This window comes from Streptomyces sp. NPDC034037, assembly GCF_055575715.1.
In genome coordinates, this window is sequence record NZ_JBVISC010000005.1 from 306,504 (window position 1) to 320,700 (window position 14,197).

Genomic DNA, 14,197 nt, shown 5'->3' on the forward strand with positions numbered 1-14,197 from the left:
GGCAGCGAGGCGTGAGCGGGGGGCGGCAGACTCGGGGGTGTCAGCAGGTCAGGCGGGGTTTCCCGGTCGGGTCGGCTCGCTCCTACGGTCGTCATCCTTAGCTCTCGGGGGAATCCCATGCCCACGTTCCACAGCCGCACCCGCATCGGTGCCCGTGCCCGTTCCGCCGTCGTCGTCGCCGCCGGGGCGGCCGCGCTCGCGCTGTCCCTCAGTGCGTGTGGCGGGGGCGGCACCGGGGTGAAGTCCTCGGGGGCGGGCGAGGCCGGCGAGACCGTTTCCGTCTCGGTGTCCAAGGCCGGGAAGTCGGGGGCGACCCCCAGCGCTTCGGGCACCTCCGGTGCTTCCGGTGCTTCAGGGGTTTCCGGCGCTTCCGCCGCTTCCGGGGCCCGTGCGAAGGCCGGCGGGGCCCCCTCCTCCGCCTCGCGCGCCACCGCCCCCGTCTGCACCACCAAGGACGTCTCCCTCAGTGCCGCCCGCCACGGCGGCCCGCCCTACACCCACCTCGTGCTGACCGCCAAGAACACCTCCGGGCACGCCTGCGAGCTGACCGGGCACCCGGAGATCCAGTTCCTGGAGAGCCACCGCGAGATCGTGCCGCCGGTCGCCAAGAGCAAGCCCGCCGCGCCCGTCGTGCTGAAGGCGGGAGCCCCGGCGTACGCCCTGGTCAGGCTGTCGGACGGCGGGCGGGACGAGAGCACCGAGGTGGTCACCGACTTCTCCGTGACGTTGCAGGGCGGCGGCGGCATGAGCGCCGTCAGGGCGCCCGGCGCGGGCGGGGTCGCCGTGGACCCGGCGAAGTGGGCCACCGGCTACTGGACGTACGAGCTGCGCAACGGCGCCGACGACTTCTGAGCGGTCGGCGGGGCCGGCGCCTCTCGGGCGTCGAGCGTCGCGGCGAGGCGGGCGAGCGCGGCCTCCTCCCCGCTCCCCTCCGCCGCGCCGAACACGTGGACCACCAGGCCCGTCTCCCCGGGGGCCGCCGGTACGTGCAGGGATTCGAAGTCCAGGGTGAGGACGCCGGTCACGGGGTGGCGCAGCCGCTTGCGGCCGGCCGCGCACATCACCACCTCGCCGCTGTCCCAGATACGGCGGAACTCCGCGCTGTGAGCGGCCAGTTCGGCGATGAGCGCCGACAGTCGCGCGTCGTGCGGATGGCGTCCGGCGGCCACCCGCAGCTGGCCCACGGCTTCCGCCGCGCGGTCGGTCCACTCCGGGTGTACGTCCCTCGCGGCGGGGTCCAGGAAGAGGAACCGGGCGTTGTTGCGGTCGCGCCGGGCGGGGTCGGCCAGGCCGCCGAGCAGCTCGGCGCCGAGCGCGTTCCAGGCGACCACGTCCAGGCGGTGGTCGGTCGCGAAGGCCGGGAACCCGGTGCCGACGGCGTCCAGGACGCGGCGCAGCAGCGGGCTGACGCGGGGGCGTGGCGCGGGTCGGCCGCGCTCGGCCGCGGGGAGGGCGGTGCGGGCGGCGAGGGTGGTGAGGTGCGTGCGCTCCGCCGTGTCCAGGGCGAGCGCCTGGGCGAGGGCGTCGAGCACTTCGGGGGAGGGCTGGGTGGCGCGGCCCTGTTCGAGACGTACGTAGTAGTCGGCGCTGATGCCGGCCAGCAGGGCCAACTCCTCGCGCCGCAGCCCGCGCACCCGGCGGCGGGGCCCCGCGGGCAGCCCGACGTGCTCGGGCGCGACCCGGGAACGGCGGGCCCGCAGGAAGTCCCCGAGGGCCCGGTCACCGGGGGTGGCGCCGGTAACGCCGGTGCCGGCAGTCGTACCGGAGCCAACCGTGACGCCGGTGCCGGCACTCGTACCGGAGTCAACCGTGACGCCGGTGCCGGCACTCCTGCCGGAGCCAACCGTGACGCCGGTCCCGGCACTCGTACCGGAGCCAACCGTGACGCCGGTGGCGGTCCGGCCGGGGCCCGCACCCCGGTCGTCATCGTCGTCGCTCATGTCCCCAAGTATGGGCAGCCCGGCGGGAGACGGGGCCCGAGCGGGGCGATGGGGGGTCCGGCAGTACCAGGAACCGGGTTCCCGCCACGGACAGAGGGCTGGTTGGCCGGGCGCGTGCGGGAGAGCGTGGCGGCATGAACGCCAAGAAGGTTCTCGTCGTCAGCGCCCACCCCGACCCCCGCTCCCTCACCTCCGCCCTGGCCGCCTTCGCGGTCGGGCATCTGCGGGCCGCCGGGCACGAGGTGCGGGTGTCCGATCTGTACGCGATGAAGTGGAAGGCCGCGGTCGACGCCGACGACTTCCCGGACGGCGGCCCCGCAGAGGACGCCGACGGCGCGCGGCTGCGGGTGATGGCCGCCTCGCAGGAGGCGACCCTGGCGGGGCGGCTGACGCCCGACGTCGTGGCCGAGCAGGAGAAGGTGCGCTGGGCGGACGCGGTGGTGTTGCAGTTCCCGCTGTGGTGGTTCGGCGCGCCCGCGATCCTGAAGGGCTGGATCGACCGGGTGTTCACGGCCGGCTTCGCCTACGGTCCCACCCTGCCGCCGCCCTACGGCGAAGGAGTGCTCGGGGGGCGGCGGGCGCTGGTCTCGGTGACGGCGGGGGCCCGGGAGACGGCGTTCTCGGACCGGGGCATCCACGGGGAACTGGCGGACGTGCTGTTCCCGCTCCAGCACGGGCTGTTCTGGTTCACCGGCATGGCCCCGCTCCCGCCGTTCGCGCTCTACGACGCCAACGTCCTGTCCGAGGAGCGGTTCGCGGCGGCGCGGCGGGCGTACGCGGAGCGCCTCGACGGCCTCTTCACGGACGCCCCGGTCCCCTTCCGCTCGCTGACCGGCGGCGACTACGACCACGACATGCGGCTGCTGCCGGAGGTGGAGGCGCCGGGTGCGGCCGGTGGCCTCGCCCTCCACCGCCGGGAGGACGGCCGCAACGACGAAACGGGTGACCGCGTCAGCGCCGGTGACGGCGCCGGTGCCGGTGCCGGTATGCGTGTCGGCGGCGCGTCCACGGGGTCGTAGGGCTCGGGCCGATCAACTCACCGGAGCCGGCTACTCCCCGGAGTGGTAACCGCCGCCCCGGTGGCTCCTCTTCCGGGCCGTGGCGGCCAGTTCCGCCGCCACGGTCGTGGCCCGGGCCACCCCGTGGACCCAGCGCGGGCCGCCCCGCGCCGCCCACACGACGGCGCCGAGCCCCGCCGCCGCGATCAGCGCCCCCGCGCCGAGCAGCAACATCATCATCGCCATCCCACCCACCTGGCCGGGACCTTCGCAGGCCCGTTCGTACGGGCCCTGATCATCGCAGACCCGCCGCTAAGCCGTGGGCAGAGCTTCACCGAGGCGTTCGAACGGGGGTACGAGACTTCCGCCGGGCCCCGGCCGGGCCCCGGTTAGGGTTTGGGCAAGGCAGACCCACCGGCTGGTGGGTCCACACAGTGGGGGGCCACACATGGCACTTTTCGGCAACGCGCACACCGTCGATCCGTCCAAGGCGCAGGGCGAGTACGCGCGGCTGCTCGGTCACGGTGAGCAGGTGCACGCCGCGTACCTGCTGATCCGCGACACGATGCTGTTCACCGACCGTCGGCTGATCATGGTCGACAAGCAGGGGATAACGGGCAAGAAGGTCGAGTACCACTCGGTGCCGTACCGCAGCATCACGCACTTCTCCGTGGAGACGGCCGGGCACTTCGACCTCGACGCGGAGCTGAAGATCTGGATCTCCGGCAGCCCGACGCCGCTCCAGAAGACGTTCACCAAGGGCGTCGACATCTACGAGGTCCAGGCGATCCTGACGCAGTTCGTGGCGCGCTAGTACGGCGCTTCCGCGACGGTCCCGCGACGCATGGACCGTCGCGGGCAGCCCTTCGGCGACGGGCGATAGACCTTCGGCCGTAGGGCGGCGTGGGGGCGGGCCGCCAGGCTGGTGGCCCGACACCACGGGAGGCACAGTGCGGAACGAAGCGATCAGCAGGGCCCGGTTCATCACGGCGGCGGGGGCGGTGGCGGCCGGCGGCGCGCTGGCCGCCACGGTCACCACCCGCCCGGCCCGCGCGGCCACCGGAACGGCCCCACCGGCAACACCCGCTACCCCGGCGACACCCGCCGCCCCCGCCACGAAGCCGCGCGGTCTCACCTACCGGGGCGTCTGCTACGAGGTCGGCGACGGCGAGTCCCGCGCCACCCGCTGGACTGCCCCCCGCATGCGCGCCGACCTGCGGGCGATCCGCGAGGACCTGCACGCCAACACCGTCTCCGTCTTCGGCAACGGCGTCCAGCGCCTCGCCGCCACCGCCACCGAGGCCGCCGAACGAGGTCTGCACGTCTGGCTCCAGCCGCGCCTCGGCGACGTACCGGAGCGGGACATCCTCGACCACCTCGCGGAGACCGGCCGCCACGCGGAACGCCTGCGCCGGCAGGGCGCGCGCGTGTACCTCAGCGTGGGCTGCGAGTTCCTGCTGTACGTGCCCGGGATCGTGCCCGGCGCCAACGCCCTGGAGCGCGTCGACAACATCCTCAAGGGCAACTACGACCCCGCGCACATGGTCCGCAAGCTGCGTGAGTTCATCGCGCGGGCCGCCCGGGTCGGCCGTTCCGTCTTCCACGGACCGCTCACCTACGGCGCCGCGCAGGACGACGACGTCGACTGGTCCCTCTTCGACATCGTCAGCGTCAACTACTACGCCTACCACCGCGACCGCGCCGCCTACGTCAAGGAACTCACCCCGTACGGGCGTTGGGGCAAGCCCGTGGCGATCACCGAGTGCGGCACGTGCACGTACGAGGGCGCGCCCGAGCGCGGCGGCATGGGCTGGCACGACGTCGTGGACTACACCAAGGAGCCCCCGGAGATCATCGGGGACCTGAAGCGCAGCGAGGGCACGCAGGCCGCGTACCTCCTGGACGTCTTCGGCGCCTTCGAGTCCATGGCGCTGCACGCCGCCCTCGTCTACACCTTCGTCGCCCCCGACTCCCCGCACCACCCCGACCGACTCCACGACCTCGACATGGCGGGCTACAGCATCACCAAGTCCCTGCGGGATCACCCGGACGACCCCGGCTCGCGCTGGCACTGGGAGCCGAAGGAGTCCTTCCACGCGCTGGCACGCCACTTCGCGCGCGCCGAACGCGCCGAACGCGCCCAGCGGACGGAACCGGCCGCGCGCAGCTGACCGTACTTGGCGGGCCGACGCCTTCCACCGGTCTCGCCCGTGTGCTTGCCTGAGGGCCGTTTCGGCTGTCTGGGGCGGGAGTCGCGGGTGCGAAGGCTGTGGGGCACGGGTGTGGGTGCGGCGGTGCTGGCGGGCGCGCTGCTGCTGGCCGGGTGCGGGGACCCCGGGTCCGGCGGCGAGACGCGGGCCGCCGCGCCCCTCCCCGAGAACCCCGGGCGCTCCGCCCACGCCGAGCCCTCCGACGCCGGTGACCCGGCCCCCGCTCCCCGTCGGGGCGCCGCCGCGAAACCCCGGCGCAAGGCCCCGAAGGTGCTCTATCTCGGCGACTCCCTCGCCATGGAGAACCAGGACGTCCTCGGCGCCCTGCTCAAGGACCGCCTCGGCGCCCGCTACCGCAGCGCCCCCTACTCGGGCACCACCCTCTGCGACTACCTCGAAGGCACCGGCAAGGACTCCCTCGTCCCCGACCGGGACAAGGCCGCCGCCCTGGTCCGCGCCGAGCGGCCCGACTACGTGGTGCTCCAGTTCTGGGGCAACGCGTGGGGCTACACGCCGTGCATGGACGGCATCACGTACGCCAAGGCCCGCGAGAAGTACTTCGACCGGTACGCGGCGGACGCGCGTGCGCTCGCCGCGCAGATCGACTCCGCCGGCGGCGGGAGCGGGCGGCCCCGCGTCGTGTGGGTCCTCCAGGGCCCCGACCCGATCACGCCCGACCGCGTGCGCCGCGTCAACGGCCTCTACGAGGCGCAGGTCCGCGCGGGCGGCGGGCTCCTCGCCGACGCGGGCAAGGCCGTCGCCCCGGCCTCCTCGCGGTACACGTGGGCCGGGACGCTGCCGTGCACCTCGTACGAGGTGAAGCACCCCGCGTACTGCACCGACCCGGCGCGTGGCCGCACCGCGCTCCATCGGGGCGACGACTACCTGCACTTCTGTCTGGCGCCGACCACGCCCAAGTCCCGGCCCTGCCCGACGCGGTCGCCGGGCGTCCGCCGCATGGCCTCCGCGATTACCTCGCGGGTCGCGGCAGATCTCCGTTAGCGGCGGCGCCCACGAATCGCGTGAACGCGGGGGTCGCGATGGTGAGGGCGGGGCCCCCGGGGTTCTTGCTGTCCCGTATGGCTACGGTGCCGTTGCACTGGGCGGCAGCGAATTCGAGGCAGTCGCCTCCTGTGTTGCCGCTGTATGTCGACTTACGCCAGGCCTCGTTGCCGAGGGGGGAGCATTCCACGCAGTCGCCGCCGTTGCTGCCGCTGTGCGACGACTTACGCCACGCCGCGCCATCGAGGGGGGCGCACTCGATGCACTCGCCCCCCGTGTTGCCGCTGTAACTCGACTTACGCCAGCGCGCGTCGCTCGTATCCTGACTGGTCGCCATAACGTTCCTCCATCACGCGGCTGATCAGCTCCGCCGATTTGCCCTCCGAGAGGGCGGCGGCCTGCAAGTTAGCGTAACGGCGGGCAGCTTCGCGCACGGTTTCCGGGTTGGCTGTCATGTGGCCGGAGATGAGGTCTTCCGTATAGACCAGTTCCGGGTCATCGGCGAAGCGCAGTGCTGTGAACGAGCCGACCATACCGGCGTGTTCACCAGCGGAGTCAGGTAGGACCTGGAGTTGGACCCAGCGACGCTCCGCAATCCGGAGCAGGTGGGCGAGTTGTTCCCGCATGACGTCGCGACCACCGACCTCCCGGTGCAACACAGCCTCGTCGAGGGTCACGAGCAGCAGTGGGGGGTGCTCCCGCTCCAGAACCCGTTGACGATCCATCCGTGCCGCGACCAATTCATCGAGTCGGTCCGGAGCACCCGTTGCGAGCACCGCTCGCGCGTACGCCTCCGTCTGCATCAGGCCGTATACCAACTGCGCCTGGTACGTGGAGAGGTAGCGAGCCTTGGCCTCCATCTCGGCGAATGCCTGGAACCAGTGGGGCAACTGGCTGCGCAGGACGAGGCTCACGAGCCTGGAAAAGTGGCCGTCCGTGTCCAGCACGGCGTCTGCCCGTTCTGAGAAGTCCCTGGTGGGGACCCTCCTCGCAGTCTCGATCTGGCCGACCAGCGAGCCCGTGCAAAAGAGGCACCCGCCCAGCTCCGCCTGTGTGAGGTCTGCGGACTGGCGCAGGCGGCGCAGTTCCGCGCCGTAGTAGTCCAGCGGCGACGCGCTGGGGTCGAGTTCGGTGTTGTGGACCATGGGACGGACTCCCCCGGGCTCGAACGCACGGACACGGCGTACTGACGCTGTCGCCCAGCGTAACCACGCCGCTCCGGCCGAGTGGCGGGAATCCACAAACCTCCGGGTCACTCGTTCGGAGTACGTCCGGTCGCCGCGCCCGGGGGCCCGGCACACGCTGTGGGTCCCGACAGCGAGAGGTGGGGTGGCCATGAGCAGCGTGACCGACCACGGGAAGCCGGACCATCGCGGCGGCGGCCAGAAAGCGGTGTGGACGACCGGCGGCACGGTGTTCGCCGGTGTGCTGATGCTGGTGAACGGCTTGCTCGGCGTGTTCGCCGGGATCGCGGGCATCGCCAAGGACGACGTGTACGAACGCATCGGCGACTACGTGTACAAGTTCAACCTGACCACGTGGGGCTGGATCCACCTGGTGCTCGGCATCGTCATCGCCGTCGTCGGCTGGGGCATCCTGACCGGCGCGAGCTGGGCGAAGGCGGCGGGCGTGGCACTGGCGGCGCTCGGCATCGTCGCTCAGTTCCTGTGGCTGCCGTACACGCCGTTGTGGGCGCTGATCTCGATCGCGCTCGGCGTCTTCGTGATCTGGGCGCTGTGCACGGACCGCCCGGACAGCGCCGGTCCCTAGGGCATGTTTCGAAAGTCCCGTCTGCCTGGCGACGCCTGGCACGCACGCTCGCGGCGTTGTCGGGATCGCCCCGATACAACCAGTATCGGGGCGCCCCTCCGCCTTGCGATCGCACGCACCAGACGCCGCCAGGCCCGCCCTGCGGGCGGACGACGCTACTTTCGAAACACGCCCTAGAACCGCGCGGGCCCTCCGTTCCCGGCGACGACATCCGCGACGGTCCGGACGAACGCGTCCACGCGGGCACTCGTCGTGCCGGTCCGGTGGATCAGGGCCACCTCCGCCGGCGGGACATCCCGTAGGGGCACGAAGGTGACGTCGGGGCGGGCGTAGTACCGCTCCACGGAGGCGACCACCGGCGAGATCCCCTGCCCGGTCGCGACCAGCGTCATCAGTTCCTGGAACGAGGCGACCGCCTGCCCCCGGCGGATCTCCCGGCCGCTCGGCGTGCGCGGCGGTACGTGGAAGTCCCACCAGTACGCGGGCGCACCGTTGACGACGCCGAAGAACGTCTCGCCCGCCATCTCCTCCAGGGAGACCGAGGTCCGCCCGGCGAGCGGGTGGCCCAGCGGCATGGCGAGGAGCCGGGGTTCCTCGATGACGACGGGGCCGACCGCGAGGTCCGGTTCCCGCACGGGCAGGCAGGTGAAGAGCAGGTCGACGTCGCCGCCGCGCAGCGCGCCCAGCGGGTCCTTGAACTGCGTCTCCCGCATGGTCACCGCGCACCCCGGGCAGCGCTCGCGGAACGCCGCGAGGATCGGCGCGGTCAGCGAACCCGCGCCCGAGCCGAGGAACCCGACGTTCAGCTCGCCCTCGACGCCCCGCGCGGCGTCCTTCGCGCGCGCCAGGGCCGCCTCCAGCTGGGCGTGCAGCGGCGCCACATCCTCGTACAACTGCCGTCCCAGCGGTGACATCCGCACGACTCGGCTGGTGCGTTCGAAGAGGGGGGCGCCGATCTTGCGCTCCAGTTTCTTCAGCGTCTGGCTCACGCGGGCCTGGGAGAGCAGCAGGCGTTCGGCGGTGCGGCCGAAGTGCAGCTCCTCAGCCAGCGTCAAGAAGGTCTCCAGCTCCTGCCGTTCCATCATGTCCCCCATGCCCCCATAACCCCTGTACCCCCTGTGACCTGCGTCGATAAGCGCAGGCGCGTTGATCGTTCCATGGATCGCCCTTGATGGGCGATCACGGTCGGCGGATCTTTGGGGTGTCGGTCCGGCGCGGTGCCGGACCGGGTCCCCTCCTCCCAACACCCCGGAGATCGCCATGATTTCGCGTGCCCGTATGACCGCCGTCGCCACCGCCGCCGCCCTCGCGCTGACCGCCGGGGCCGTCCTGACCGGCGCCCACGCCACCGCCCACGCCCCCGCCACCGCGCCCGCCACGAGCGGCCAGGCCGCCGGGTGGAGCGCCGCCTGGGCGGCCTCCCCGCAGCGGCCCAGCGCCGGGTTCAAGGCCAACTGGTCGGAGGCCGGATTCGACGGCCAGACCCTGCGCCAGGTCGTCCGCGTCACCGAGGGCGGCACCAGGGCCCGCATCCGGCTCTCCAACGCGTACGGCGCCTCGCCGCTGCATATAGCGAGCGCCACCGTCGCCCGTACGACGAAGGGAGCGGCCGTCGACAAGGGCTCGGTGCGGCGGCTCACCTTCGACGGGAAACGCTCCGCGTCCGTGCCCGCAGGCGGTCAACTGGCCAGCGACGCGGCCGGGTTGCGGCTCGACCCCTTCGAGTCCGTCACCGTCACCCTCCACCTCGCGGGCACGACCGGGCCCGCCACCTTCCACGCGCAGTCCTTCGCCACCAGCTACCGCGCGGACGGCGACCACGCCGCCGACGCGGGCGGCGAGGCCTTCGGCGAGTCGACCGAGTCCTGGTACTACCTCGCCGGCGTGGACGTCAGCGGTCCCGGGCCCGCCCGGCGCGACGGCGTCGTCCTCTTCGGCGACTCCATCACCGACGGCTTCGCCTCCACCACCGACCGGAACCGCCGCTGGTCCGACGCCCTCGCCGAACGCCTCACCGAGGCGGGCGACCAGCGGCCCGTCGTCAACTCCGGCATCGGCGGCAACATGGTCCTCAACGACTCCGCCTGGTACGGCGACAAGGGCCTCGGCCGGTTCCGGCGGGACGCCCTCGACCTGCCCGGCGTCGGCACCGTCCTCGTCCTCGAAGGCGTCAACGACATCGGCTTCAGCGAGACCGACAAGCCCACCTACAAGCCCGCCCCGACCGTCTCCGCCCGGCAGCTCATCGACGGCCACCGCGAGCTGATCCGCGCCGCCCACGCCAAGGGCGTGAAGGCCGTCGGGGCGACCCTGCTGCCGCTCGGCGGCTCCGACCACTACGGGCCGCACGCCGCCGCCGTGAGCGACGCGTTCAACACCTGGGTGCGTACGTCCGGCGAGTACGACGCGTACGTCGACCTCGACAAGGCGCTCGCCGACCCGGGCGACCCCGAGCGGATCGCCCCGAAGTACGACAGCGGCGACCACCTGCACCCGAACGACGCCGGTTACCGGGCCATGGCGCGTGCGGCCGAGCTGGGGGAGCTGTGAGCGCCGGTACGGGTGTCGGCGTCGGTGTCGGTGAGGGGGCGTTGTCCGTGGGCGGGGGCAGACGGGAGGAGGGGGGCATGACCCGGCGGCAGCGGCTCGTGCTCGTCCTGCTGCTCGGCTCGCAGTTCATGGTCGCCGTGGACTTCTCCATCCTGAACGTCGCCCTCCCCGCCGTCGGGGCGGGGCTCGGCTTCTCCCTCGCCCACCTCCAGTGGGTCGCCACCGCCTTCGCCCTCGCGGCGGCCGGCTTCACCCTGCTGTTCGGGCGGGTGGCCGACCTCTTCGGGCGCAAGCGGCTCTTCATCGGCGGCATGGCGCTCCTCGGCCTCTCCTCGGCACTCGGCGGCCTCGCCGGCTCCCCCGAAGTCCTGCTCGCCGCCCGGGTGTTGCAGGGCCTCGCCACGGCGGCCGTCACCCCCGCCGGGCTCGCGCTGCTCACCACGGCGTTCCGGGAGGGGCCCCAGCGGGACCGGGCGCTCGGGCTCAACGGCGCGCTGATGTCCGCCGGTTTCACCACCGGCGCGCTCCTCGGGGGGCTCCTGACCGACCTGCTCTCCTGGCGCTGGGCGTTCCTCGTCAACGTGCCGGTGGCGGCGGCCGTCGTCGCCCTCGCGCCCGCCCTCCTCACCGACTCGCGCATCGTGTGCCGGCACCGGCTCGACGTGCCCGGCGCGGTGACCGTCACCGGCGGCCTGCTCGCCCTCGTGTACGGGCTGACGCGGGCCGGCGAGAGCGGCTGGGGCGACTCCGTGGCCCTCGCCGCGCTGAGCGCGGGGGCGGTACTGCTCGTCGCCTTCTGGTGCGTGGAGCGCCGCTCGGCCGCGCCCCTGGTCCCCGTACGCATCATGCGGCGCCCCACGGTCGTCTGGGGCAACGCGACGGGCCTCGTCGCCTTCGCCACGGAGACCTCGCTGGTGTTCCTCCTGACGCTCTACCTCCAGCGGGTCCTCGGCCACTCCGCCCTCGCCACCGGACTCGCCTTCGGCGTGCTCGGCCTCGGCACGGTGGCCGGCGGGCTGCTCGGCGGGCGGGTGGTGAGCCGGTTCGGGGGCCGGGCCACGATCCTCGGCGGCGGCGCGGTCCAGGCCGCCGCCACCGTCTCCCTCGTCGCGCTCGGCACCTCCGGCGGCTGGATCTGGCTGCTGCTGGCGGCGACCTTCGTCGGCGGTGTCGGCAACATGCTGCTGATCGTCGCCTTCATGGTCACCGCCACGTCCGGGCTGCCGGACTCCCAGCAGGGCCTCGCGACCGGGCTCGCCACGATGACCCAGCAGGTCGGCATCACCCTCGGCATCCCGGTGATGAGCGCGATCGTCGCCACCCGGACGGGGAGCGGCTCCGGTGCGGGTGCCTCGCCGGGGGCGGTGCTCTCCGGGGTGGGCGCGGCGGTCGCGGTGAACGCGGCGCTGGTCCTCGCGGCGTCGCTGGTGGCCGCGTACCGGTTGGGGCGGGCGGAGCGGTCGGGCGCCGCCGGTCACTCGGTCGTGTAGTAGCGGTAGAACGTCACCGCGAAGACCCCTCCGGCGATCAGCAGCGCCAGCACCGTGCACCGCAGCACGCCCACTCCGCCCAGGCTGCACAGGAAGCCGAACGTGACTCCCGCGAACACCGCCCAGGACAGGGAGCGCAGTTCGCGGGGCAGTGCGTGTGCCATCCGGTGCACGGCGAACATCAGCGCGGCGAAGACGAGGCCCGTGACCACGCCGAGCAGGACGTTCCCCGTCGTGATCGGTCCTCCGTCGCGGTCGATCGCACAGGCCCACAGGCCGTAGACGACGCCCATGAGCAGGGCGAGGCCCGCCCAGCGGGCGGTGGGGGTCGTGGCCGCCCTGGAGCGGCCCGAGCGGCCCGAGTGGCCCGGTCGGCGCGTCGGGCGGAGGGGAGCGGCGTGTGCCATGACGGTTCCCTTCTACGTGCGGGGTGTCTGCGGGGCTGGGGGCGCGCACGTACGTGCGTACGCGCGCGTCAGTGGTCGCGGTTCACGCACGGGTCGTGGTGGCAGTCCCGGTCGCGCCACTGCGGGCACGGGTCCTCGGGGGCGGAGCAGCTCGGTACGTGGCGGCCACCGGTGTCGACGTACGCCGCGCTCACCCAGCCACGGGCGCCGGTCAGCCAGTACCAGTCGGGGTTCCCGTGCACGACCGTGCCGTGCGTGGCGCACTCGACGCGGTCCTGACTGCCGGGCGGCAGCTTCTCCACGATCCGGCCGCCGGTGTTCGGCTCGTCGCGGACCTTCAGGTCGGGTCCGGAGACGACGGTGCCCCAGATGACTCCGCCGTCGTGGTGCGCGGGGTTCGTGGCGGGCGCCGTCGTGACGGTGACGGCTGCTTCCGCGGTGGCGGCGGTCGCGGCGGTGGCGGCAGTCGCGGCGGTTCCGGCGGTCAGTACGGCTGCCGCGCAGGCCGCCCCCAGAGTCAGAGCGATTCGCATGATCAGCCTCCTCGTCCCCTCATCCAGGAAACACCCGTTCGGCCGAGTGCTCCACCGGAACGGTCGGCCCCGGGGGCTGACGCCGTTGCCCCATATGCAGTCGCACCGCTCGCGCCCCTCAGAGGTGGGGCCTTGCCTGGAAGGCGTGCCCCGCAGCGTCCGCAGTCCCCTGTCCGCCGTCCTCCTCGTCCTCGCCTGCCTCCTCGTCCCCCTCGGCGCGCTCTCCACCTGGACGCGGTACGAGATCGGGGACGAGGACAACTACGTCGCCACCATGGCGCCGCTCGCCTCCGACCCCGCGGTGCGGGCCGCGGTCGCGGACGCGGTCACCGGCGCGGTCATGGCGGAGGTCGACGTGGGGCCGCTCCAGGGCACGGTCACGACGTTCGTACGGGACGCGGCGGGGTCCTTCACCGGGACCGCGGCCTACCGGACCGCCTGGGAGGCGGCGAACCGGGCCGCGTACGACGCCGTGCGGCGGGCCCGGGGCGACGCCGACGGGGCCGTCACCATCGACCTCGCGCCCATCACGCAGCGGATCAAGCGGCAGCTCTCGGACGACGGGGTGCCGTTCGCCTCGCGGATTCCCGTGCGGCACGCCGAGGTCACGGTGCTGCGGTCCTCCGACGACCTCGGGTGGCTGCGGCAGGTCTTCACGGTGCTGCGGGGGGCGGGGCCGTGGGTGCCGGCCGGCGCGGTCGTCCTCGCGGTCGCCGGTGTCCTGCTCGCCCTGTCGCGGCGACGGGCGGTCATCGCCATGGCGCTGGGCGCGGGGCTCGCGGCGGGGCTGTTGCTGGGGGGCGTGGCGGTGGGGCGGGGGTTGACGCTCGGTGACCTTCCGTCGGATGTTTCGCGGGGGGCGGCGGGGGCGGTGTACGACGCGCTGACGGCGTCCCTGCGGAGGTCTTCTTGGGCGGTGGTGGGGGTGGGGGTGCTGGTGGGGGTCGGGGGGTGGCTGTCCCCCCGGCTCCCCCGCCTTCCGTCAGCGACGCGCAGGCGGGTGAGTGTCGCGCAGGCCCCCTGACAGGGCCCCGCCTTTCGCCTGCGGCTTCGCTGTGGTTCTCGCGCAGTTCCCCGCGCCCCTGGAGGGGTGGCCCGACCCGTCTATTGCCTGCGGCTTCGCTGTGGTTTTCGCGCAGTTCCCCGCGCCCCTGGAGGGGTGGCTCGACCCGTCTTTTACCTGCGGCTGCGCTGTGGTTCTCGCGCAGTTCCCCGCGCCCCTGGAGGGGTGGCTCGACCCGTCTTTTACCTGCGGCTGCGCTGTGGTTCTCGCGCAGTTCCCCGCGCCCCTGGAGGG

At 73.3% G+C, this 14,197-nt stretch carries 16 protein-coding genes; 9 read left to right on the top strand and 7 right to left on the bottom strand.

The window, feature by feature from the left end; translation table 11 throughout:
- Positions 1-117 precede the first annotated feature (117 nt).
- On the top strand, positions 118-852 hold the full coding sequence (locus tag ACZ516_RS19650) for a DUF4232 domain-containing protein (RefSeq protein ID WP_469011207.1): 735 nt from the start codon (positions 118-120) through the stop codon (positions 850-852).
- Here ACZ516_RS19650 and ACZ516_RS19655 read toward each other — a convergent pair.
- Positions 810-1,940, bottom strand: a complete 1,131-nt coding sequence (locus ACZ516_RS19655; RefSeq protein WP_469011208.1) for an MmyB family transcriptional regulator — start codon at positions 1,938-1,940, stop codon at positions 810-812. The two genes, ACZ516_RS19650 and ACZ516_RS19655, sit on opposite strands and share 43 nt — an antisense overlap.
- 134 nt (positions 1,941-2,074) lie before the next feature.
- On the opposite strand from ACZ516_RS19655, the gene ACZ516_RS19660 reads away from it, so the two are divergent.
- Complete coding sequence (locus ACZ516_RS19660; RefSeq protein ID WP_469011209.1) at positions 2,075-2,959, top strand: NAD(P)H-dependent oxidoreductase; 885 nt, start codon at positions 2,075-2,077, stop codon at positions 2,957-2,959.
- A 30-nt stretch (positions 2,960-2,989) separates the two neighbouring features.
- Here ACZ516_RS19660 and ACZ516_RS19665 read toward each other — a convergent pair whose 3' ends face one another.
- Positions 2,990-3,184, bottom strand: coding sequence for a hypothetical protein (locus tag ACZ516_RS19665; RefSeq protein WP_469011210.1), 195 nt, complete (start codon positions 3,182-3,184; stop codon positions 2,990-2,992).
- Between the two features lie 202 nt (positions 3,185-3,386).
- On the opposite strand from ACZ516_RS19665, the gene ACZ516_RS19670 reads away from it, so the two are divergent.
- The 3 genes from ACZ516_RS19670 to ACZ516_RS19680 all read left to right on the top strand — a co-directional run bounded on the left by ACZ516_RS19670 (position 3,387) and on the right by ACZ516_RS19680 (position 6,150).
- The gene (locus ACZ516_RS19670) at positions 3,387-3,752 is read left to right on the top strand and encodes a PH domain-containing protein (protein ID WP_358699940.1); all 366 of its coding nucleotides are present in this window, start codon (positions 3,387-3,389) and stop codon (positions 3,750-3,752) included.
- Between the two features lie 136 nt (positions 3,753-3,888).
- Entirely contained in the window at positions 3,889-5,109 is a 1,221-nt protein-coding gene (locus ACZ516_RS19675; RefSeq protein ID WP_469011211.1) for an abortive phage infection protein, read from the top strand.
- 87 nt (positions 5,110-5,196) lie between these two features.
- Complete coding sequence (locus tag ACZ516_RS19680) at positions 5,197-6,150, top strand: SGNH/GDSL hydrolase family protein (RefSeq protein ID WP_469011212.1); 954 nt, start codon at positions 5,197-5,199, stop codon at positions 6,148-6,150.
- Here the strand turns inward: ACZ516_RS19680 and ACZ516_RS19685 are convergent.
- Both ACZ516_RS19685 and ACZ516_RS19690 read right to left on the bottom strand, forming a co-directional pair.
- Positions 6,119-6,487, bottom strand: a complete 369-nt coding sequence (locus ACZ516_RS19685) for a DUF397 domain-containing protein (protein ID WP_469011213.1) — start codon at positions 6,485-6,487, stop codon at positions 6,119-6,121. The two genes, ACZ516_RS19680 and ACZ516_RS19685, sit on opposite strands and share 32 nt — an antisense overlap.
- Positions 6,447-7,295 carry a helix-turn-helix domain-containing protein gene (locus ACZ516_RS19690; RefSeq protein ID WP_469011214.1) on the bottom strand — a complete coding sequence of 283 codons (849 nt, stop codon included), beginning with the start codon at positions 7,293-7,295 and terminating at the stop codon, positions 6,447-6,449. The genes ACZ516_RS19685 and ACZ516_RS19690 overlap by 41 nt, the downstream gene beginning before the upstream one ends.
- A gap of 190 nt (positions 7,296-7,485) precedes the next feature.
- Between ACZ516_RS19690 and ACZ516_RS19695 the strand changes: the two genes are divergently transcribed.
- Positions 7,486-7,920: a DUF7144 family membrane protein gene (locus ACZ516_RS19695; RefSeq protein WP_358583027.1), complete on the top strand. Its 435-nt coding sequence runs from the start codon at positions 7,486-7,488 to the stop codon at positions 7,918-7,920.
- Between the two features lie 173 nt (positions 7,921-8,093).
- Here ACZ516_RS19695 and ACZ516_RS19700 read toward each other — a convergent pair whose 3' ends face one another.
- Positions 8,094-9,014, bottom strand: coding sequence for a LysR family transcriptional regulator (locus ACZ516_RS19700; RefSeq protein WP_469011215.1), 921 nt, complete (start codon positions 9,012-9,014; stop codon positions 8,094-8,096).
- Positions 9,015-9,198: 184 nt separating this feature from the next.
- Between ACZ516_RS19700 and ACZ516_RS19705 the strand changes: the two genes are divergently transcribed.
- Complete coding sequence (locus ACZ516_RS19705) at positions 9,199-10,470, top strand: SGNH/GDSL hydrolase family protein (protein WP_469011216.1); 1,272 nt, start codon at positions 9,199-9,201, stop codon at positions 10,468-10,470.
- A gap of 77 nt (positions 10,471-10,547) precedes the next feature.
- Complete coding sequence (locus ACZ516_RS19710) at positions 10,548-11,960, top strand: MFS transporter (RefSeq protein ID WP_469011217.1); 1,413 nt, start codon at positions 10,548-10,550, stop codon at positions 11,958-11,960.
- On the opposite strand, the gene ACZ516_RS19715 is transcribed toward ACZ516_RS19710, so the two are convergent.
- Both ACZ516_RS19715 and ACZ516_RS19720 read right to left on the bottom strand, forming a co-directional pair.
- On the bottom strand, positions 11,945-12,367 hold the full coding sequence (locus tag ACZ516_RS19715) for a hypothetical protein (RefSeq protein WP_358583035.1): 423 nt from the start codon (positions 12,365-12,367) through the stop codon (positions 11,945-11,947). The genes ACZ516_RS19710 and ACZ516_RS19715 overlap by 16 nt on opposite strands.
- A gap of 68 nt (positions 12,368-12,435) precedes the next feature.
- The gene (locus ACZ516_RS19720) at positions 12,436-12,900 is read right to left on the bottom strand and encodes an SH3 domain-containing protein (protein WP_469011218.1); all 465 of its coding nucleotides are present in this window, start codon (positions 12,898-12,900) and stop codon (positions 12,436-12,438) included.
- Between the two features lie 145 nt (positions 12,901-13,045).
- On the opposite strand from ACZ516_RS19720, the gene ACZ516_RS19725 reads away from it, so the two are divergent.
- Positions 13,046-13,924 (top strand): hypothetical protein, encoded by an 879-nt coding sequence (locus ACZ516_RS19725; protein WP_469011219.1) that lies wholly within the window; start codon positions 13,046-13,048, stop codon positions 13,922-13,924.
- Positions 13,925-14,197 lie beyond the last annotated feature (273 nt).